General features: G+C 56.1%; 17 protein-coding genes and 2 pseudogenes. 12 read left to right on the forward strand and 7 right to left on the reverse strand.

What is annotated here, in order from left to right; all coding sequences use genetic code 11:
* Together KRZ98_RS13030 and KRZ98_RS13035 are read left to right on the forward strand one after the other, a co-directional pair.
* A pseudogene (locus KRZ98_RS13030) lies at positions 1 to 972 on the forward strand (recombinase family protein); the annotation flags it as partial.
* Positions 968 to 1090, forward strand: a pseudogene (locus KRZ98_RS13035) (ATP-binding protein); the annotation flags it as partial. The pseudogenes KRZ98_RS13030 and KRZ98_RS13035, both read left to right, overlap by 5 nt.
* 388 nt (positions 1091 to 1478) lie before the next feature.
* Here the strand turns inward: KRZ98_RS13035 and KRZ98_RS13040 are convergent.
* Positions 1479 to 2246: a thioesterase family protein gene (locus tag KRZ98_RS13040; protein ID WP_088190079.1), complete on the reverse strand. Its 768-nt coding sequence runs from the start codon at positions 2244 to 2246 to the stop codon at positions 1479 to 1481.
* A gap of 272 nt (positions 2247 to 2518) precedes the next feature.
* Here KRZ98_RS13040 and KRZ98_RS13045 point away from each other — a divergent pair, with 272 nt between their 5' ends.
* Positions 2519 to 3721, forward strand: a complete 1203-nt coding sequence (locus KRZ98_RS13045; protein WP_088190078.1) for an acyl-CoA dehydrogenase — start codon at positions 2519 to 2521, stop codon at positions 3719 to 3721.
* Positions 3722 to 3819: 98 nt separating this feature from the next.
* Here KRZ98_RS13045 and KRZ98_RS13050 read toward each other — a convergent pair whose 3' ends face one another.
* Both KRZ98_RS13050 and KRZ98_RS13055 read right to left on the reverse strand, forming a co-directional pair.
* Complete coding sequence (locus KRZ98_RS13050) at positions 3820 to 5709, reverse strand: AMP-binding protein (protein ID WP_088190077.1); 1890 nt, start codon at positions 5707 to 5709, stop codon at positions 3820 to 3822.
* Between the two features lie 22 nt (positions 5710 to 5731).
* Entirely contained in the window at positions 5732 to 6676 is a 945-nt protein-coding gene (locus KRZ98_RS13055) for a DMT family transporter (RefSeq protein WP_088190076.1), read from the reverse strand.
* Between the two features lie 257 nt (positions 6677 to 6933).
* On the opposite strand from KRZ98_RS13055, the gene KRZ98_RS13060 reads away from it, so the two are divergent.
* The 3 genes from KRZ98_RS13060 (at position 6934) to KRZ98_RS13070 (ending at position 9369) form a co-directional block, all read left to right on the forward strand.
* Complete coding sequence (locus tag KRZ98_RS13060) at positions 6934 to 8259, forward strand: LLM class flavin-dependent oxidoreductase (RefSeq protein WP_088190075.1); 1326 nt, start codon at positions 6934 to 6936, stop codon at positions 8257 to 8259.
* Between the two features lie 202 nt (positions 8260 to 8461).
* Positions 8462 to 8749 carry a DUF1330 domain-containing protein gene (locus tag KRZ98_RS13065; RefSeq protein WP_169575407.1) on the forward strand — a complete coding sequence of 96 codons (288 nt, stop codon included), beginning with the start codon at positions 8462 to 8464 and terminating at the stop codon, positions 8747 to 8749.
* Between the two features lie 137 nt (positions 8750 to 8886).
* Positions 8887 to 9369 (forward strand): nuclear transport factor 2 family protein, encoded by a 483-nt coding sequence (locus tag KRZ98_RS13070; RefSeq protein ID WP_217673941.1) that lies wholly within the window; start codon positions 8887 to 8889, stop codon positions 9367 to 9369.
* A 113-nt stretch (positions 9370 to 9482) separates the two neighbouring features.
* Here the strand turns inward: KRZ98_RS13070 and KRZ98_RS13075 are convergent, their stop codons facing one another.
* Positions 9483 to 10028, reverse strand: a complete 546-nt coding sequence (locus KRZ98_RS13075; protein WP_088190083.1) for a TIGR02444 family protein — start codon at positions 10026 to 10028, stop codon at positions 9483 to 9485.
* 84 nt (positions 10029 to 10112) lie between these two features.
* A complete protein-coding gene (locus KRZ98_RS13080; RefSeq protein WP_239019002.1) occupies positions 10113 to 10976 on the reverse strand; it encodes an alpha/beta fold hydrolase in 864 nt (287 codons plus the stop codon).
* A gap of 149 nt (positions 10977 to 11125) precedes the next feature.
* Between KRZ98_RS13080 and hpaH the strand changes: the two genes are divergently transcribed.
* From hpaH to KRZ98_RS13095, 3 genes are read left to right on the forward strand one after another with little or no spacing between them, the layout of a single operon-like run.
* Positions 11126 to 11941 (forward strand): 2-oxo-hept-4-ene-1,7-dioate hydratase, encoded by an 816-nt coding sequence (hpaH, locus tag KRZ98_RS13085; protein ID WP_088190081.1) that lies wholly within the window; start codon positions 11126 to 11128, stop codon positions 11939 to 11941.
* Positions 11942 to 11950: 9 nt separating this feature from the next.
* Positions 11951 to 12745, forward strand: coding sequence for an HpcH/HpaI aldolase/citrate lyase family protein (locus KRZ98_RS13090; RefSeq protein ID WP_217673942.1), 795 nt, complete (start codon positions 11951 to 11953; stop codon positions 12743 to 12745).
* A complete protein-coding gene (locus KRZ98_RS13095) occupies positions 12742 to 13911 on the forward strand; it encodes a CaiB/BaiF CoA-transferase family protein (RefSeq protein WP_088190072.1) in 1170 nt (389 codons plus the stop codon). Before KRZ98_RS13090 ends, KRZ98_RS13095 begins: the two co-directional genes overlap by 4 nt.
* 198 nt (positions 13912 to 14109) lie before the next feature.
* Here KRZ98_RS13095 and KRZ98_RS13100 read toward each other — a convergent pair whose 3' ends face one another.
* Both KRZ98_RS13100 and KRZ98_RS13105 read right to left on the reverse strand, forming a co-directional pair.
* Positions 14110 to 14253 carry a hypothetical protein gene (locus KRZ98_RS13100; protein WP_176401085.1) on the reverse strand — a complete coding sequence of 48 codons (144 nt, stop codon included), beginning with the start codon at positions 14251 to 14253 and terminating at the stop codon, positions 14110 to 14112.
* A gap of 275 nt (positions 14254 to 14528) precedes the next feature.
* Positions 14529 to 15047 carry a transposase gene (locus KRZ98_RS13105; RefSeq protein ID WP_088190070.1) on the reverse strand — a complete coding sequence of 173 codons (519 nt, stop codon included), beginning with the start codon at positions 15045 to 15047 and terminating at the stop codon, positions 14529 to 14531.
* Between the two features lie 350 nt (positions 15048 to 15397).
* Between KRZ98_RS13105 and KRZ98_RS13110 the strand changes: the two genes are divergently transcribed.
* From KRZ98_RS13110 to KRZ98_RS13120, 3 genes are all read left to right on the forward strand, one after another.
* Positions 15398 to 17611, forward strand: coding sequence for a TonB-dependent receptor (locus KRZ98_RS13110; RefSeq protein ID WP_368389827.1), 2214 nt, complete (start codon positions 15398 to 15400; stop codon positions 17609 to 17611).
* A gap of 400 nt (positions 17612 to 18011) precedes the next feature.
* Positions 18012 to 18965, forward strand: a complete 954-nt coding sequence (gene rarD, locus KRZ98_RS13115; protein ID WP_217673943.1) for an EamA family transporter RarD — start codon at positions 18012 to 18014, stop codon at positions 18963 to 18965.
* 238 nt (positions 18966 to 19203) lie between these two features.
* On the forward strand, positions 19204 to 19950 hold the full coding sequence (locus tag KRZ98_RS13120) for a fumarylacetoacetate hydrolase family protein (protein WP_254798395.1): 747 nt from the start codon (positions 19204 to 19206) through the stop codon (positions 19948 to 19950).
* Positions 19951 to 20423 lie beyond the last annotated feature (473 nt).

Here is a 20423-nt window from a genome sequence, read left to right on the forward strand (position 1 = left end):
GCCCGCTGCTCCACCACCATACGAACCGCCCGCTCGCGGACTTCAGGTGAAAATTTGTTGGTTGTCTTGCTCATAACGGATGCTCCTTCTCACAAGTTGGAGCCTCCTGGAAACCCGGGGCGCTTCATCCATGGACTCGAACGGCAATGGACACTCAAGCGCGAACGCGCCGAATATGAATGCGAGCGTGCCCGGCGCCAATATGACGCGGTCGAGCCGGAGAACCGCCTCGTTGCCCGTTCGCTCGAAAGCATCTGGGAAAGCAAGCTGCGTGAGGTCGAAAAGGTCGAGCAGGACTATCGGCGGTGGAAGACGGAGCAAACCGTTGCGTTGAATGCCGACGATCGCGCCCGTATCGCAGCGTTCGGCATCGACCTGCCTGATCTTTGGGAAAGAATCGAGAACAGCGAACGCAAGGCGATGCTCCGCCTCGTGATCGACAAGGTCATTCTAGATCAGCGGCGGGCGAAAGGCATGGTGTGGATCCGCATCATCTGGCAGACGGGCGCAGCGACCGAACACTGGGTCATGCGGCGCACTCAATCCTATGCTGAAGCTGCTCATGCCGACGTGCTAGAACAGCGGATCCGAGAGCTCAACGCCGCTGGCATGATGGACGCCGAGGTCGCTACCGCGCTCAACATAGAGGGTCTGCGGAACAGCCTGGACGGGCTGTTCGACCACAACACGGTGCACCTGTTGCGCCAGCGCTGGAATATCCCCACCGTAAAGATCAACGGCGTCGAGCATAATCCGCCCCGTTGGCCGGATGGCAGCTACTCGATCCAAGGTGCCGCGACCGCGCTCGGCGTCACTGAGCAGACGGTGTTCAAATGGCTGAAACGCGGTAAGCTTCAGGGCCGGCAACTAAAGAAGGGACAGCCGTGGCAGGTGGACCTGACCGTCCAGCAAATAAAGGCGCTCACAGCGCCAAATTACAGTATGACCCCTTCCAGGAAAGCAGCATCATGAAACGTTCGGCGACCCCACATACGCCGACGCGATCCTCGATCGTCTGGTTCACAATGCACATCGCCTTGACCTCGATGGCGACAGCAAGCGGCGCTCAAAAGGCAATCGGCCCGCTTGACGTAGGCTTCAAACGAAACAACAACGATCGTTGCCGAAGGCCCCGTTCCGGGGGCGGCAATATCCCGGATTAAGGGGCGCGATCATCTCGGAAACGAGGGGCGGCTTCGTCGGAATCAGCATTCCGTACCAAAAATCCGTTTGTTTAAATTTTAAAAATATCGATTTTAACATAAAACTCTTATACTAATAGCCCATTATATCGCTTATTGTTAGGAATTTGTAAACCCGACTTTTAGAGTATCTGTGATAGTCAAGCAGAATATTAAGCCAGAAGCGATTTGGTTTGAAAAAGGCATTGGGGTGGAAATTTTCTCTCGCACAACTGCTTTGATAGCGATTTTAGCCCGTTTTCCTGCAACGATTATTTGCTGATATTTGGCTTTGATTTAGTGCCGTATTGTCAAGCTTTGTGAAACGACACCGATTGGCCCGTCCTGATCGTGAACTATACTATGAGTTAAGCCGATACCGCTTGGACCAAAGGAGACCGTGGTGTCCAAGCCCAACCATAATCCTCGAAGCTTGCGAATAAAGTGAACAGTCAAGTCGATATTGGGAAATGCGATCTCGTTGACGTCCTCCCTCGCTGCGAGTCCATTAGCTATGTCGATAATTCCTAAGGCCCTGGCTGTTGGACTTACGCTCTCGCCCGCAACAAGTGGCACTTCAGAACGGATCCACGAAACGGCGCGGCCTACTCCGAGCAATGACCGACGAACCTCGATAGATCGGACAAATCCGCCCCGCCACAATGTCTCTGGCTTCCACAAGGCTAAGGTCTCGGGGGTTGGGATAGCCAACACCGGTGTTCCAGAAATGGCGGACGTATCCGGCGTTTGAAGAAGCCACGCCCGTGCGATCACAATGGCTCGCGCGGCGTGGCTTAGACGCGCTTCGACCAGCTCGATGGTCCGTCCTGGCCTGATCACCGACACGTCAATTTCGAATTCATCGATCGGCAGAGTGCCGAGGATGTCGTAGGAAACGCGAGCCATCGTCAGTATGCTGTCACGACGAACTGCATGGTCAAGTTCAATAGCATGAGCGAGCAAACCCAATGCGGGTGCTACATGCTGCTCACGGACGTTCCAGGCGCCACTGACAAGGTCTGTTGGGCGGAATCGCTTTGCATCAAGGCGTTTAAAAAAAGACATGGTCGCGCTGTAGCGACCGGTCGGGTCGCGTCAAACATTTGATCGTCAAAGCACTCTGCTCGACAATCGGCTCCATCAGCGCAACAATGCCAGTTTGTTCAGCCTGATGGGAACAGTGCCACTGAAGCCGAAAAATAATTCATATGCCGCTTTCAAAAAAACTTTGATATGGTCGACCAAATGCATTTGGAATTGTCTCTGGAGGAGTGCTTCGATAGGGCAGTTTCGGGCCAAGCTTCTATTCTAATGAGCAATAAAATAAAGGTCCGGAAATGAGCGAACCTGAGCTACAAGTACACGGGAGCTTTCAATGGATTGATCCCTTTCTTATTGACGACCAGCTCACCAGTGACGAACGCATGATCCGTGATGCTGCGCGGAGCTACGCGCAAGAGCGGCTACAACCGCGTGTCATTGACGCGTTCCGAGAGGAGCGGACGGACCTTGCGATTTTCAGCGAGATGGGGGAGCTTGGACTGCTTGGTCCCACGGTTCCGCCCGAGTATGGCGGCGCAGGAGTCGGTTATGTCGCCTACGGGTTAATTGCACGCGAGGTGGAGCGCGTCGACTCGGGGTATCGCTCGATGATGTCGGTGCAATCGTCGCTTGTGATGCACCCGATCTTTGCCTATGGCTCGGAAGAACAGAAGCGCGGATTTCTGCCGAAACTCGCGTCGGGAGAATGGATAGGCTGCTTCGGGTTGACAGAGCCCCAAGCCGGATCTGACCCCAGCGGCATGACTACCAGCGCGACAAAGATCGAGGGCGGCTACCGGATCAACGGTGCGAAGACCTGGATATCCAACGCGCCGATCGCTGACGTATTCGTAATCTGGGCGAAGTCCGATGCGCACGGTGGCAATATCCGCGGCTTCGTCCTGGAGAAGGGAACGAAAGGACTGTCGGCGCCCAAGATCGGTGGCAAGCTGTCGCTTCGCGCCTCTATTACTGGGGAGGTCATCATGAACGAGGTCGAGGTCGGCGAGGAAGCGCTGTTACCGCATGTCGAGGGCCTCGGCGGGCCGTTTGGCTGCCTGAACCGAGCTCGTTATGGCATTAGCTGGGGTGTGTTGGGCGCAGCTGAGTTCTGCTGGCATGCCGCGCGCCAATATGGCCTGGACCGCAAGCAATTTGGGCGGCCGCTCGCGCAGACCCAGCTGTTTCAGAAGAAGCTTGCCGACATGCAGACCGAAATTGCGCTGGGACTGCAGGCCTCGTTGCGTGTCGGTCGCCTTTTCGACGAGGGGCGGATGGAGCCCGAGATGATTTCTATCTTGAAGCGCAACAATTGCGGGAAGGCGCTCGACATCGCCCGCCAATCCCGCGACATGCATGGCGGCAACGGTATTTCAGAGGATTATCAGGTTATACGCCACATGATGAACCTGGAGACGGTTAATACCTATGAGGGTACGCATGATGTCCATGCGCTGATTCTGGGACGCGCTCAGACGGGTCTGCAGGCCTTTTTCTGAGGGTTCGCCGCTGGGTGGAGTTCAAGCTCGGAGCGGGGCACCGCGTTAAATCGGTTCTTCCGGTTTGACCGGGATGGCCGCGGCCACGTAAACAATGATCAGGCGCCATTCACTCGCAAGGCGATGGCCTGGGGTATATCGGCGTCGTCTATTGTCGGCGGCAGAGTGAAAGGTTCCTGATCGACGATCCTCCGCAAAAGGTTCCGGAGAATCTTGCCAGAGCGCGTCTTTGGCAATTGGTCGACAACGTAAACGGTTTTCAGTGCCGCCACGGCACCCAACTCGGCGCGAACAGCGTCGATCGCGAGCTTGGAAATTATCCCATCATCGGCCGAACCTCTGCGCGTGGTTACGAATGCAACAGGAACCATGCCTTTGACAGGATCTTTCGCGCCGACCAACGCGCACTCGGCAACATCAGGGAGTCGCGCCACAATCTCCTCCATCTGTCCGGTAGAAAGGCGATGGCCCGCGACATTGATGACGTCATCGGTACGTCCCATGATGTGGAGAAAGCCGGCGTCGTCGCGATAGCCGGAATCACCGGTTTCGTAGAAGCCGGGGAAACTGGCGAAGTTTTTGGCAAATCCGGCCGGGTTGTTCCACAATGTACGGAAGGCACCAGGCGGAAGGGGCGCGCGAATAACAACATTGCCATTTTCGCCATCGTCCACTGGACTGCCATAGTCATCGAGGATAGCAAATTCATATCCGGGCACCGCATGTCCAGCGCTGCCCGGTTTACGACGCAAGTCGCCTATGGCAAAACACGATGCAATGGCCGGCCATCCCAATTCGGTCTGCCACCAGTGATCAATGACCGGCAATCCACTTGCTCGTTCGAGCCAGGCGATGGTCGCGGGGTCAGCACGTTCGCCGCCAAGGAAGATCACACGGCAATCACCGGTGCCGATGTCCTTCAGGAATTTCGCTTCAGGGTCTTCCTTGCGAATCGCCCGAATGGCAGTGGGCGCGGTGAAAAAAGCCTTTGCCTTGTTGCGCACGATCGTCCGCCAAAAGGTGCCGGCATCGGGCGTTCCGACCGGCTTTCCCTCGAACAGGATGGCTGTCCCGCCAACCAACAGCGGGCCATAGACGATATAGCTGTGGCCCACGACCCAGCCGACGTCGGATGCAGCCCAGAAGGCGTCGCCCGGGCCAATTCCATAGACATTTGCCAAGGACCATGAGAGCGCCACCGCGTTGCCGCCGTTTTCTCTTACGACACCCTTAGGCGTTCCTGTCGTCCCCGACGTGTAGAGGATATAAAGCGGATCGGTCGCGCCTACCGGCGCGCAGGCAGGCTGAGGTTCACCGGCGGTGCGGCTGCGCAATTCCTGCCAGTCGATATCGTGGGCATGATCAAGATCGGCAGCCAGCCGGTCGCGCTGCAGAAGGACGACATGCTGGATACCCTGCAACGAAAGAGCAACAGCCTCATCGACCAGTGGCTTGTAGGCGATCGCCCGTGTGCCCTCTATCCCGCACGAAGCGGTCAGGATAAGCTTCGGTTTGGCGTCGTCGATACGCTTGGCCAACTCCGGCGCGGCGAATCCGCCGAACACCACGGAATGGATCGCCCCGAGACGCGCGCAGGCCAGCATCGCGAATGCCGTCTCAGGTATCATCGGCATGAAGATGACGACGCGATCGCCCTTGGTCACACCCAGCGCGGCTAGCATCGCTGCCACCCGCCCGGTTTCGTACAAAAGTTGCGAATAGGTGAAGGATCGTAGTGCGCCGGTGACTGGGCTGTCATAGGTCAGCGCTACCGCATCGCCACGACCAGCGTCGACATGCCTGTCTAGACAATTATGACAAGTGTTGAGGATCCCGTCGGAAAACCAACCCTTCTGTTCATCGTAAACAAGCCGGGGCTTAACGAACCAGTCGATCGCGCGCGCGGCCTCCGCCCAAAAACCCACCGGGTCTTCGGAGGCCCGACGATAAATATCACTATACTCCAGATTGCCTCGTCCGACCGTCATATCTAGTACTTTCTTGGTCTGATCACGCGTTGGCTCTGGGGCGGTACCCGCGTGAAACGGCGATCGCGCCGATGATTAGAAGGGCACCAATGAAATGATAGGATGCAATGCCTTCGCCAAGAAGCAGCATCGCAAGGCCCACACCCAAGACTGGCGGGAGGTTCATGTAGGCCCCGGCACGAACGGATCCGATCAGCGTCACCGAACGGTTAAAAAGAGCGTAAGCAACGAGCGAAGGGAAAACTCCGACATACAGTATGGCCGCCGCCAGTTTCATTGGCGGCATCGACAGGCCATTTCTGGCCAGCGTGGAGATGTAGGGAAGTGCCAGCGAGCCGGCGCCGATCGCGAACAGCGCCGCTAGCAATGAGAGGTGGTGTACAGCCGGAACCTTGCGAAGGAAGGTGGCATAAGCCGAATAGAGAAATACCCCTGCCACGGAAAGCAAGTCCCCGCGATTGACCGAGATGCCCCCTACTAGATTGAAGGGATGACCCTTGGTCACGATCCACATGATCCCCGCGAACGACATCGCAGCGCTTAAAGCGAGGAGGGGTAGCAGCCGCTCCCCAAACAGCACCGTCGGCATCAAAAGGATCATGATCGGCATGATCGATTGCAACAGCAGGTTGTTTGTAGCGGTAGTGTATTGCAGGCCGCTGTAGACGATGTAGGCAAACAGCCCGACACCGAAAAAACCGAGCAGCGTGACAAGGAGCCAGGAAGCACGCAGCGTTTGGACGTCAACCTTGAGATGACGCCAGGCGAAGGGTAGCACGCACAAAAAAGCGACCATCCACCGCCAGAATGCGAGTGACAAAGGAGACGCAAGGTCGCGCACCGCCCGCCCAATAATTGGGTTCATAGCCCAGCAGACGGACGCGACGCAAAGGAGCAAAGTCGGGGAGTTCCACATTGCTGGCGCCGAGCACCGGATAAAGGAGACGTATCGCGCAAAAGCACTCATGTCCTATCTCCTTGCTGAGCTATAGCATCTTGCAATTGCATTTTATTTTGCATACTGTGCATCGCGTTTCCCATATGATTTTGGGACGCCGCTGTCAACCAAGTGCGGATCCCAGTTTGGATCCGGACCGCATAAATCAGGGAAACGGCGTAAGATCTGTCGCCTTGGAAGCATCTCGATCATTTGTACCGTTGTGACGGTCACGCCGAGCGCGCAGATCATCGGCGCACCTACCAGCGGGTTACAGGAAATTGAACATGGCTCACTCTCGACAGCTTCACCTCGGCGCTTTCATGCGCCCAGTTAGTATGCATACAGGAGCATGGCGCTATCCCGGCGCGATACATGACGCCAATTTCAATTTTGCTGCCTTGAAGCGCTTCGCCCAGAAGCTTGAAGAGGGCAAATTTGACGCTTTTTTCATGGCCGATCACCTAGGCGTTCTCAATATGCCGGTTGAAGCCTTGAAACGTAGCCATACCGTCACGTCATACGAGCCTTTTACCTTGCTCTCGGCGCTTGCCGGGGTGACGGAACGGATCGGCTTAGTCGCTACTGCGTCGACAACCTTCGAGGAGCCATTCCATGTCGCGCGGCGGTTTGCGTCGCTCGATCATTTAAGCGGCGGACGCGCAGGATGGAACGTTGTTACGACAGCCAATCCCGACAATGGGAAGAATTTTGGCTATGAAGACCAGCCCGATCATGCTGCGCGATACGCCCGTGCGCGCGAATTTTACGATGTCGTTACCGGACTTTGGGATAGCTTCGCCGACAACGCATTTGTCCGCGACGCTGAAAGCGGCATCTATTTTGATCCGGATCGGCTCCATGTGCTCCGCCACAAGGGAGCGCATTTTTCGGTGCGCGGCCCACTCAACATCGCGCGCCCCGTGCAGGGCTGGCCCGTAATTGTGCAGGCAGGTGCTTCCGAACCGGGCCGCCAACTCGCCGCCGAGACGGCAGAAGCCGTGTTCGGGGCCGAAAACACGCTCGAAGGCGCCAAGCGCTTCTATGCAGACGTCAAGGACAGGATGAGAAGAGTCGGACGCGATCCCGGCCTTCTCAAGATTCTACCTGCCGCCTTTGTCGTGGTGGGCGATACGATCGAGGAAGCACGAGCCAAGCGAGCGCATCTTGACAGCCTGGTCCATTATGACAGCGGCATCCATTCGCTGTCGGGTGCGCTGAACTTTGACGTTTCGGGCTTTGATCCCGATGGCCCGTTGCCCGAAATTCCCGAAACGAATGCCAGCAAGACCGCTCGCGACAGATTGCTGGAGATGGCCAGAACACAGAATCTGACCATTCGGCAACTGGCGGCGACCGCTGGGAGTTATGCCGGTCTCGCGTTCGTAGGCACGCCGGCGTCGATCGCCGACGATATGGAGCAGTGGCTGTACGAGTCTGGGGCCGACGGCTTCAATATCATGTTTCCTTTTTTGCCTGAAGGGCTCGACCTTTTCGTGGATCAAGTCATCCCGGAACTTCAGCGGCGCGGCCTTTTTCGAACCGAGTATGAAGGCACGACGCTGCGTGACCATTTGGGCCTCCCCCGCCCAAGCAACCGCTTCTTCGACTGAATGCCGGAGATGCATATCTGGTAATAGGCAACCAGGAGCCATGATCGAGAAGTTTCGCCTAACCGTTGTATCCCGTTTAAATTTAACCGATGACGGATAGTTTCCCGAGCATGTTAGCTTACCGTGCTCGAGCGATGGGTTTCGATCTTTGCGGACTGAATTCATGACAATGGGCCGAAAGCTTAGGCAAGGAGATACTAATATGGCAGCTTATGTCGTCATCGTGACCGGGGAAATTTCGAATCCGGAGTTGATGAATCAATATAAGGAACAGGCTCAGTATCTGCTTGGGACGCAGGGCGTTTCGTTCATGGCCGGCCCGGTCGTCGCCGAAACTCTGGAAGGATCGCCTCCGAAGGGAGCAGTGATTATCCGGTTTGCTTTTCTTGAGGAGGCTCAGAGCTGGTACCGATCCGACGAATATCAAAAACTGGCTTCGATGAGGCTTTCTGCCTCTACCAGTGCGGCATTTATCGTTGAGGGCACCTGATCTTGGTGCCGGTCAAGAAGCGAGGCGGAGCCTGCCCGCCGACCGGTTCGGAAGGTTCGCTCAATTCTTGTATACTTGCTGCATTTTAGAATAGACTGCACCAGTCATTTGACCGCAACAAGATGTGGAGATGCGTGATGAAATCCATCCGAGCAGCGTTCCTGCCTTTGCTGCTTGCAGTTGCGAGCACCGCTCACGCTGCAGAAAATCCCGATGAGGCAAAGATTCTGAAGATCGAGCAAGACATGGCTGCTGCGCAGACCGCAGAGGAATTTTTGAAAGATTTCGCGCCTGACGCTGTGATGGATGCATTCTTTCCAGGCCAGGCCCGAGGCAGCAAAGCGGTGGCCACCGCGGCGACCACGCTCTTTGCGGGAACTAAAGATCTGCGAGCTACGATCCTTAAAATGTCTATCAGTACAGATCATGACATCGCCTATGCTTTCAGTACCCAGCGGGTCGTGTTCACCAATATCGCTATGAACAAAGTTCAGGACTGGGTTTTCCGGCAGGTCGACTGTTACCGCAAGGTCAACGGAAAATGGCTGGTTGTATACCACAATCTTTCGGTGCCATTCGATCCCACGACCGGTAAGGCGGTGTTTGACGCACCCGTTTAAGGTAACTGTGCCACCAGGTTCGTTTATTAGCCGCGTGGACGGGAAAGATGCGGCCTAAATCAAGGCAAGGATGATTGACCCAGCGATGAAAATTTCGAGCTTGTCCCTCAGTATCATGTCAGCGAAACGCCGGGTTTGATAGGTGGCGCGAAAGCCATAAAGACCAATTGCGATAACAGGACGGCCGCTGCGTCGGGTGCCGCGATTACCTGACGGTAAATGCATAAATTCGCCGATGCAGCGCTTTGTTGTGTGGTCCGATCCCGGTTGGCAGTTTGCCGCGAAAGACCGGCCAGCGCTGACTGGACTTGGCGTTCCGATTGCAGTTCGACCGCCTTCAGCGACGCGTAGACCTTGACCAGTTCAACGGCAGGATCAGTCTCCGGCGATCCGGCGATGCACAGGCGAACCCATCGCCTGGCGCTTCGCACGGGATGCACAAGGTTGTCATTGAGCGGCGATATTCTGTCAAGAAGCTCACTGATCTCGGAACTATCGAGCGCCACTTTGGAAACCTGAGCCGACCACAGGCAGAACAGCAACAGGTTGACATCGAAGCCATGTTTATCCTGCAACGCGAGGCACAGCGTGGACACGTGCGGCCTAGCATACAGATCCAGCGAGAACTGCCAAAATGCCGAGGCCGCTGTCTGGGCCATATTGGTCACCCCCACGCCGAACCAGACAAACGAATGCAGAGCATCACGCCCGCCCGGCAACCCGATGCCGGAACAACGGAAGCATCAGAAGGTGCGCGCGCCGAAATGTATTTCCATCATCGGGCGCATGACGTCCCAGCGCTCGAGCTGCGACCAATGGCCCGACCGGTCGAGTACGTACAGTTCGGCATGCTTCAGATGCTCTATAAGGTACAGGCTGGTGTCGAGCGGAACGATGCGGTCCTGCCTTCCGTGGAAGATCAAAACCTTATGCGGCATCTTGCAAAGCATCGACGGCGGCATATTAAGCCCCTCCATTCCCTGCTTCATCGAATCGATCATTTTGACCGCAGTCTTCATAATCTCGGGATCGGTGGCAATCTTGTACCTGTTACTGACGATCTCCTCCATGCCTTCGAATTTGTCGGCATCATGCGCGAAACTGTGCATCAGCTGGCGGTAACGGGACGGCCGAGGATCGGAATAAAAGGAAAGCAGACGGATTAGTTCCGGAGTCCGCGGGCCAGGTGCGCCGATCGACCCCATCAGGACCACACGATCGATACGGTCGGGCTCTTCGCTCATCATCTGCAAGGTGAGCGCACCGCCCATCGAGTTGCCGACGACGTGGGCCTTTTCGATCCCAAGCGCTTCAAGCAAGCCGAAACACTGTTCAACTCGCGTTCCGATCCACGCCATTACGTTGTCTGGCCAAGGATCAGGTATAACTGACTGCCCAAAGCCAATTAGGTCGGGCGCGATCACGAAGAAATTCTCCGCCAAGTCGGGCATGAGGTGGAGCCAGTTGGAACCGGCATGGGCACCCGGCCCTGCTCCATGCAGCAGAAGAATAGCAGGCTTGCTCCGGTCGCCGGCAAGCAGGGTGTGAGAAGTCAGTCCGCGACCGGTTATTTTCTCTTCTCTCACGCTCGTATCGCCTGCCATCATGCCTCTCCTCCAAATCAAGTGTCGTTCTGCCAAGTACGGTCTGTTCTGCCGCCGGGCTATAGACTAGCGTTTATAACTGTGCAATGCGTTTGCCAATACAGATCGGGGATGAGGAGCAATTTATGGACCGCCGCAGTGACGGACCCGGCATGGTCGGGGCGGGTCTCAGCGAAGCCGAAGTCGGCGTTTTTGCGGCTGAACTCGATCAGGCCGAACAGTCGCGTCAGCAGATCCGCCAGTTCTCACAGCGCTGTCCGGAAATGTCCATTGCCGACGGCTATCGCATCAGCAAACGATGGGTAGACCTTAAGCTCGCGTCTGGGAGAAAGGTCATCGGCCACAAGATTGGTTTGACGTCGCGAGCGATGCAGCAAGCTGCCGGAATTACCGAACCCGATTACGGCACACTGCTCGATGATATGGTGTTTGAGCAAGGAAGCGACGTGCCTTGTGAACGGTTTATCACTCCCAAGGTCGAGGTCGAGCTTGCTTTCGTGCTGGGCAGAAGGATCGAAGGGCCCCGCGCGACCATCTTTGACGTACTCCGGGCGACCGAATATGTTATTCCCGCAGTGGAGGTAATTGACAGCCGCACCTTTCCTACTGACCCCGAAACCGGGGGGCGTCGCAAAGTGCAGGACACTATAAGTGACAACGCCGCCAACGCCGGGATTATCATGGGAGGGTTGCCGATGCGACCTGACAAGATCGACATGCGCTGGGTCAGTGCGCTGCTGACCCGGAACGGTGTGATCGAGGAGACTGGGGTTGCTGCGGGCGTGCTCAACAATCCGGCAATCGGCGTGGCGTGGCTAGCCAACCGGCTCTCGCCATGGGGCCAGACGCTCGAGGCGGGCGAAGTGGTGCTCGGTGGTTCGTTCACCCGCCCTGTCGAAGCCCGCCCGGGTGATGTGTTCAGCGCCGATTTCGGGCCGTTGGGTGCCATAGGCTTCCGGTTTATCTGAGGCAGGGCGATGCTGACACCGCAAAACCACTTCAAGAATAAACTCAGTGACGGCTTGCCGCAGCTCGGCTTCTGGCTCGCGCTCGCCAATCCCGACATCGCGGAAATCTGCGCAGGTCTTGGCTACGATTGGGTTCTGATCGATGCCGAGCACGGCGCGCAGACGCTGCCAGGGATTGCCCATCAACTGCGCGCGGTTGACACCGTATCGGACTGCTCAGCAATCGTGCGCGTTCCTGGCCACGATCCGGTGACGATCCACCAGATCCTGGACCTAGGTGCACAGACGATCATGGTTCCGATGGTTAATAACGCAACGCAAGCAGCTTCAATCGTAAAGGCTTCGCGCTATCCGCCGGACGGCGATCGCGGGATCGGTGGTGCGCGTGCCGCACGCTGGGGCCGCTTTCCCGCTTATGTGGCAGACGCGAACGAGCAACTGTGTATCATCGCCCAGATCGAGACGGCCGAAGCGATCAAGAATCTCGAAGCCATTGCGGCAGTCGATGGCATTGATGCACTGTTTATCGGCCCTGCTGATCTGGCTGCCTCGCTCGGCCTGCTCGGGCCCGCTAACGCCTCAGCTCTCGCCCAGGCCACCGGAGCGGCTCTCGACCGAATTCGGGCCACCGGCATTCCCTGCGGCATCCTGTCGCGCGATGAGCGTCTGGTGCAGCAATATTTGGAAGGCGGTGCCCGGTTCCTAGCGGTGGGTATAGACTCTTTCACTTTGGCAAAGGCCGCAGGAGACCTTGCGCGGGACTGGCGTTGCCGCATCGATACAGCGGTCGCTGGTGCAAAATGAAGCAGTGTGACTGGCGCTCCGCACAAAGCGAAGCATCTGGAAAGCCGCTTGCCGGCATCAGGGTGCTTGAGCTTGCCAGGATCCTTGCCGGGCCATGGTGCGGGCAACTGCTTGCGGATCTCGGCGCCGAAGTGATCAAGATAGAGCGCCCTGGAAGCGGAGACGACACCCGACATTGGGGGCCACCCTTTGTAATGTCCGACGGTGGCGATAACCTTGGCGCGGCCTATTTTCATTCGGCTAATCGGGGGAAAAGGTCCATCGCGATTGATATCACAATCCCCGAGGGTCAGGCTGCCATCCGCCGTCTTGCGGGAGGGGCCGATATCATGATCGAGAATTATAAGGTCGGGGGGCTGGCGAAATACGGACTTGATCATCCCTCGTTGTCAGCGCTTAATCCACATCTCATTACTTGTTCTATCACCGGGTTTGGGCAAACCGGGCCATATGCTGCCCGCCCGGGATATGACTATATCGCACAAGCGATGGGCGGGCTCATGTCGATGACCGGTGAACCGGAGCGCGAGCCGCAGAAGGCCGGGATCGCTGCCGCCGATCTTTTCACCGGGGTCTACAGCGCGGTGGCAATTCTGGCAGCACTGAACCGGCGTCGCGAAATGCACGTCGGCGCACATATCGATATGGCGCTGCTAGATACCCAAGTCAGCGTCATGGGTAATCAGGCGCTCAACTGGATGACCTCGGGAGTAGTGCCACGCCGGGTAGGCAATGGCCACGCTAATTTGGTACCCTATCAAGCGTTCCCGACCCGTGATGGAGATCTGATCATCGCAGTCGGGAACGATGGCCAGTTTGCTGCGCTTTGTCGTGTACTGAACGTGACACTGCACGAAGATGAGCGGTTCAGCAATAATCCACAAAGGATCCGCAACCGCGTGGATTTGATCATAGCGCTCGAAGAGATCACCGCGAAATGGAGCCGGGACGATCTCTTCGAACGGCTCGATGGTGCAGGGATTCCTGCAGGTCCGATCAATGAGTTGGACGAGGTATTTGCGAACCCGCAGGTTATCGCGAGAGGCATGGCGATTGAACACGATGGTAAGCCCGGGGTGGCCAGCCCTATCGTAATCGATGGGGTGAGGATGGTTGCCGACGATCCCGCCCCCGGCGTTCCCGAGAACGTCAAATTCGACTTCTAAATAGGATAAGGTCGAGCGGGGCGAGTGCAGGTCGCATGGGTGCCCCGAGGCGATTAGCTGGGCACCCGCAAAAACCGGCGTTTTGTTGCTGCCGTTGCGGTGATGACGGTATGAGCGCGGCGCTGGGCGCTCTCGCGGGCGGCTTTCGGTCACCGGATAGGACATTTCACATAGCCGTTTCCGGGTTTCAGGGCAGATTCATGCTTTGACGGCGCGTCGTTCGTGGAAGATCAGGCGGTTGAAGTTATAGGCCAGATTGGCCAATGTCAGTTTCGCCTCAGCCCGCTTGATTCCGATGGTGCGGATGAACAGCCCGAACCGGTTTTTCTGATGCGCGAACACATGCTCGATCCTGGCACGGATCGCGGACTTGCGGCATTTGCGCGGGCGGTGGCCTTGGGCATGGACTTTCCTTGGGCTTGCGACGGTGGATGCGACTGGTCAGCATACGATCGGCTAGCCATACCGGCGGTCGATGCTGATATGGCTTTTATACCCGAACACCGGCAAGGCGACATCGGCAGCGGCTTGCAATCCTTATAGCGCACCTTCCCGCCGATCCTGAGCGTCCAGCGCGCATCTGTGTTCCTTTTGTGCCGCCTTGGCCGGGTTATCAGTCAGATATCCTGCGCCGACTCGCCATCCTTGATGGCCTGCCGCTCGTCATCGGTGTTGCGCTGCTTGGGTGCTGGCACCAGGCTGGCATCGATGATCTGCCTCGACATGCCGATGTAGGCCTTCTTGTGCAGTTGCCAGTCGAAGGCCTTCATCACCCGCATGAGCGTCCCGGTCTCCGTCATCCGGTTGCGAAAGTGCCGGATGGTGTTTCGTCGGGGGTGCGATCGCCGAGCGCAAAACCCAGAAACCGCATCCAGCTCAGCCGGTGGCCGGATCATATACTCCATCCGGGCATCGGAGAGATTATGTTGGGCCTGCATAATCAGGATCTTGAACATCGCGGCAGGGTCAAACGGCGGACGACCGCCCGTGCTGCTATCGCCATAACTCAGCCCATCGACCAGCCAGACCCGCAAATACTCAAAGTCCACGGTCCGTTCCAGAACATCAAGCGGATCGTCATGACGGCTCAGCATCTCAAGATGGTCATGCAGGCTGAAAAGAGACTCGGGGTCCATGGATCATTACTTCCGATGCCTACCCAATCAATGAATCACGAATGCCCCAAATCCGCCAGAGTTTTTGCGGGGGTCCAGCTTCAGTTGCACATCGTAATCAGCCGGTGCCTTCGTCAAAGTCGATTGTGTCGATTCAGGCCCTAACCCACCTGAGAAAAGCGCGGAGAGTCGACCTCTGTTGCATATTGTACATTGCGTTTGCTAGCAAACCGGTGCAAAGGGCCGTTGTCAAGGTTCGAAGTCGGCACCAGAGGCGGGAAGCATTCGTTCTGCGCTTATTCGCCGAATATAGAATGCATGTAAGCTGACACTTGAAATTAAGTTGCAGCTAAAAAGTGGGGAGAGATGTCGTGAAACGGGAATATAACAAGAGTCGTTTTGTGTTGTTTTCAGGTGCTTGCATGGGCGCAATGCTTTGCTCATCGGCTTCGATCGCACAGGATGCTGCTGGGGAAACGCCTCAGGCTCCAACTACGGGCTCTCAGCTTGCCTCGACGCAGCAACAAGAACCGGCTTCGGCGTTCGGGGACATCGTAGTTACCGCCACCCGTCGGGAGGCGCGCCTTCAGGATGTGCCGGTCGCAGTCACCGCCATTACTGGAGCCGGCTTGGCGGCAGCGGATGTTTCGACCCTTCGTACATTGACCCAAGTGGTTCCCGGATTCATCGGCAGCCGCAACATGGGCGTGTTCCAACCGGTGATCCGCGGGGTCGGTTCGACCGGCATCTCGATCGGTGACGAGCCAAATATCGCGACATATGTTGACGGCGTTTATCAGCCCGAATCGGCAGCGAACTGGATTGATCTGGTCGAAGTCGAGCGCGTCGAGGTCTTGCGCGGTCCGCAAGGTACAACTTTTGGACGCAACGCAACTGGCGGTCTTATTAATGTAATCACGCCTGACCCGAGTTTTGATTTTCGTGGCAAGGCCTCAGTTCGAGTGGGCCGTATGCGCAATGATGCCGGAGACTACGACGCGCGAATGTATGTTACGGGACCGATCAGTGAAACGGCGGCGCTCGACTTCGCCTCGCTCTTCCGTAAGAACGATGGTTATATCAAGGACCTTGTGCGCGGCGGAACGCTGGGCGGTCAGCGGGTCATCGACCTCCGCAGCAAACTTCTGCTAAAACCAGCCGACAATGTCAAGGTGGTTTTGACCGGAGAGTTTTTCGATCAGCAGAGCACGACAAATGCCCCACAACCGATCGATGGAAACACCTTAGGTCGAGCATTTCCGGGTGTAATTCTGCCGCGCGGCCCTTGGGAAGCCTCGCTTACCCGCGTTCCAGTACTTGACTTACGCAGATGGACTGCGGCGCTACATGTCTCAGTCGATCTGGAAACCGTGAACCTTGAATCGACAAGTGGTTTTCTCAATCTCCGTTGGTACCAAGAAACTGACTCCGATGCTTCCAATGTCGACATTGGCAACTTTCCTGCTTTATTCGCTACAGAATCTGGAAGCTCTGAGCTCAAACTGAGCTCTACAAACGCAGGCCCGTTTCAATGGCTTGTCGGCGGATATTTCTATCAGTTCGGTGGCCACGCGGACCTTAGCCCGTTTGCGACGACAACGCCGCCAAGTCCCCTGGTAGGTCCGCACCTTCAACCCGAGCTCTCGGGTCGTTCATTTGCTGGTTTCGGCGAGGGAACTTACGAGCTTTCTGGCGGCCTTTTCATTACGCTTGGCGGACGTTATACAACCGAAAAACGCAGCTTTACGCAAATTCTAAACGGAAATACGGTCGCAAACGACGTCAGCAAAACATTTAATAAGTTCAACTACAAGGTCGGGGTTCGGTACGAAATTACATCACGCACGAATGTTTATGCGACTCACAGCACGGCTTTCAAGAGCGGCGTCTACAACATGGCTGCGACGTTGAGCACTCCGGTTCTTCCTGAAGAAATCACTGCCTATGAAGTGGGCTTGAAAACTGACCCCCTGCCCTGGCTACGTATAAACATTGCTACTTACTACTACGACTATAAGAACCTTCAGCTGCAGGCCCGGGCGGCTAATAGCTCTGCATATATTCTTCAGAATGCTGGCAACGCTGAGATTTACGGTGGAGAACTAGAGACCTTCATTTCTCCGGTCGACGGCCTCAAGCTTCGTGCTGCTGTCGCCTACACGCACGCCCGGTACCAAGATTTCACGGCGGCGCAGGGCTTCATTCCCCGGGGTAGCGGCGGCAACATCGTCGCCACGACGGATGCCTCTGGCAACGTGATGACTCGTGCACCTAAGTGGTCGGGTAACTTTGGGGCGGATTATACAACCGCGATGGGTGGAGGTACATTTGGCGCAGGCGCAAATCTTTCCTGGAGTTCGCGCGTATATTACGATTTCCTGAACATTTTTTCTCAACCCTCCTACACACTTACGAACGCCTCGATTTTCTGGACCCCCGACAGCCAGGCCTGGAAGGCGAGCTTGTGGGTCACCAATCTGACTAACGAAAAAGTCTTCCAGACTATTCGCCCGGGTGCCTTCAGTACCGACGGTTTCTACGAGCAACCGCGTAAAATAGGTGCTTCGTTCGAGGTTCGATTCTGACATTGCGAAATAACGAGAATGTTTGACAGGCGCGGTTGATCCTAGCGTTGAGCAACATCGATCGTGAAAAGATTTGAGAGCGCTTTAACAGCCTGGTGACTCCGTGACGAAGAGCGGGCGATCCGAGCACCCGCTCTTCTCCTTTGAGCAAGAGTAATTATGTCGCGATCTGTCAGCGATCTTTGGCCAACCCTGCTACCAGTTTTAGGGGTTTAGCAGATAGGGCTATTCAGGCTACCTCAACTCGATTTCGGAAGCGAGAAGGCCGAGGCGAAGCAAGGTCAAGTGCCGCCGGGCTAAAAGATGCGTAGTAACAGCAATAGAACCACGGTCGATCGGACGACGTAATCCCGCCGTCATTTCGAAGGAAAATTAATAGGGATGATGAACTAGTTAAAACATGTTAATCGACATTTCTTATCGAAAGAATATTACCTTGAGCGAGACGGCAGATCCTGAGGTTTCCGGTCAGAAACTAAGGTTGAGATCCGGTATTGTTTACGCAACTTTGGCCTATCTGATCTACGGAGCCATGCCGTTTTACATGAAGCAATTGCAGGCAGTGCCGCCGAGTCAGATCATGGCACATCGTGTCCTATGGTCGGTTTTTCTTTTAGCAATTATCGTCAGCGTGCTCGGGCGATGGACCTCGCTACGCCGGACGATTGATATGCGTCTGGTCGGGTTGTTTGCTGCGACTGCGGCGCTCATTGGAGTGAACTGGCTCGTGTATATTTGGGCCGTTCTGAACGATCGTATACTCGAGACCAGTCTCGGTTTTTTCATAACTCCTTTGATAACCGTGGTTCTTGGCGTCGTGGCGCTGGGCGAACGCTTGACGCGGCTTCAAACATTTGCCGTCGGCCTGGCTGCTGTGGGTGTAATCGCCCTTGCTGTTGGAAAAGGCCCCAACAGCTTGTGGATCGCGATGGTTCTGGCATTTACATTCAGCACCGCTGGCTTGATCCGAAAGGTTGCTCCTTTGGATCCGCTTTGCGGCCTTCTGATCGAAACATCTCTCATGGCACCGCTAGCGATGGCGTGGCTATTTCTAAGTTCCCAAAACGGGATACCGGTGTTTGGCGGCGACACATCTACCAACGTACTATTGATTTTTACTGGATTCGTAACGGCGGTACCGCTGCTGCTTTTCTCAGTCGCAGCCAAACAGATGCCATATTCGCTTGCAGGCCAATTCCAGTACATTGGCCCGTCGCTCCAGTTCCTGCAGGCCGTCCTCTTATTCCATGAACCTTTCGGTCTTTTGCACCTGTTCACGTTCGGATCCATCTGGTCGGGATTGATCTTCTTCGCTGTGGACGCTGTGCGTGAACAAAGAGCATCCCGATTTTGAAATTGCTATGGGAACGTCCATTGTAATAGCGCTGTCGACCCCAACCGTGCCTAGGTCTTCAACTAGATTATATACTTTGTACCTTGTTCTGAAGTGCCCTATCAAAGTAGCGAAAAAGTAGTTCATGGGAGGAATGAATATGAAACTGGTTCGGTACACTGCGAACAGAATTACCAGGTTGGGCAAAGTCGTGGGCACCAATGTTGTCGATCTAAGTGCGATAGCGCCGCATGGCTCAATGCGGCAGTTGCTGAACGATCTGCCCGAGATCCGCGGCTCAATTGAAGCGGCAGATGAACCGGCGCTCCCGCTGGAGAGCGTCATTCTCGAAGCCCCAATCACCGATCCGCAGAAGTTTCTGGCGATCGGTATGAACTATCAAGCGCATGCGCAAGAGGCGATCGCAGCTGGTATACCCGTGCCAACAAGCCAGCTGTGGTTTAACAAGCAGGTGTCGTGCATCACTGGCCCAGCATCACCGATCGTTTATCCGGCTGTTTCGAATGCGTTGGACTATGAGGCCGAGCTTGCTGTAGTGATCGGCAAGCGTTGCCGCAATGTGCTGCCAGAAGATGCACGTTCAGTGATCGCTGGCTACACCGTCGCCAATGATGTCTCGGCACGCGACTGGCAACACCGCACACCCACTTTCACGCTCGGTAAGTCGTTTGACACGCATGGCCCAATCGGTCCGTGGATCATAACCGACGACGAAATCCTTGATCCACACGCACTAACGCTCCGCCTCACGGTCAATGGTGAAGAGCGGCAGTCTACCCTGACCGGCGACATGATCTACAACATTTACGATCAGATCGCTTATCTGTCGCAGGTAATGACTCTAGAACCCGGTGACATCCTATCGACGGGCACGCCATCGGGTGTAGGCGCGGCAACTAATGGCCTGCTCAAAGTGGGCGATGTGGTCCGCGTTGAGGTGTCAGACGTTGGGGTGATCGAAAATACGATCGTCAGCGACGGCTGATCGTTTCTTTCTGCTTCACCTACCCAGTCGATCAGCTTTCCGAGTTCGTCCAGCGATGATGGAACCCCTAGTGCGCCCAGCAAAGCCAACCTGCTCCTGAACAATCGAACCGTGGGCCACGTCCAACCCTCCTCTAGGGAACTTCGATTGAAATAGCGCTGTCTACCCCAACCGTGCGCAGGTGGGCACCTCCAAAAACCCCTCGCATTTGATCGCCTGATCTGCTTCATTGGGTCTGACAGGAGGCAGAGATGCGTCATGCCCAACTTGAACAGTGCTTTTGGAAAAGGCATTTTTGTTCAATGACATGCACGCACCGGCGCGAGTATTACCACTACATTTTTGAGTTTGGTTGAGCTTGCAGAGGCTCAGGTTCGCGGCGGCAGTTCGCTGATATTGGCCGGCAGCGCGATGCCGGTTGCCTTGAAGACATTCCCCACCTGGCCCGAAACGTGGGTGCGGGTGGTAATGAC

The organism is Sphingobium sp. AS12, assembly GCF_019097845.1.
Classification (GTDB): domain Bacteria; phylum Pseudomonadota; class Alphaproteobacteria; order Sphingomonadales; family Sphingomonadaceae; genus Sphingobium.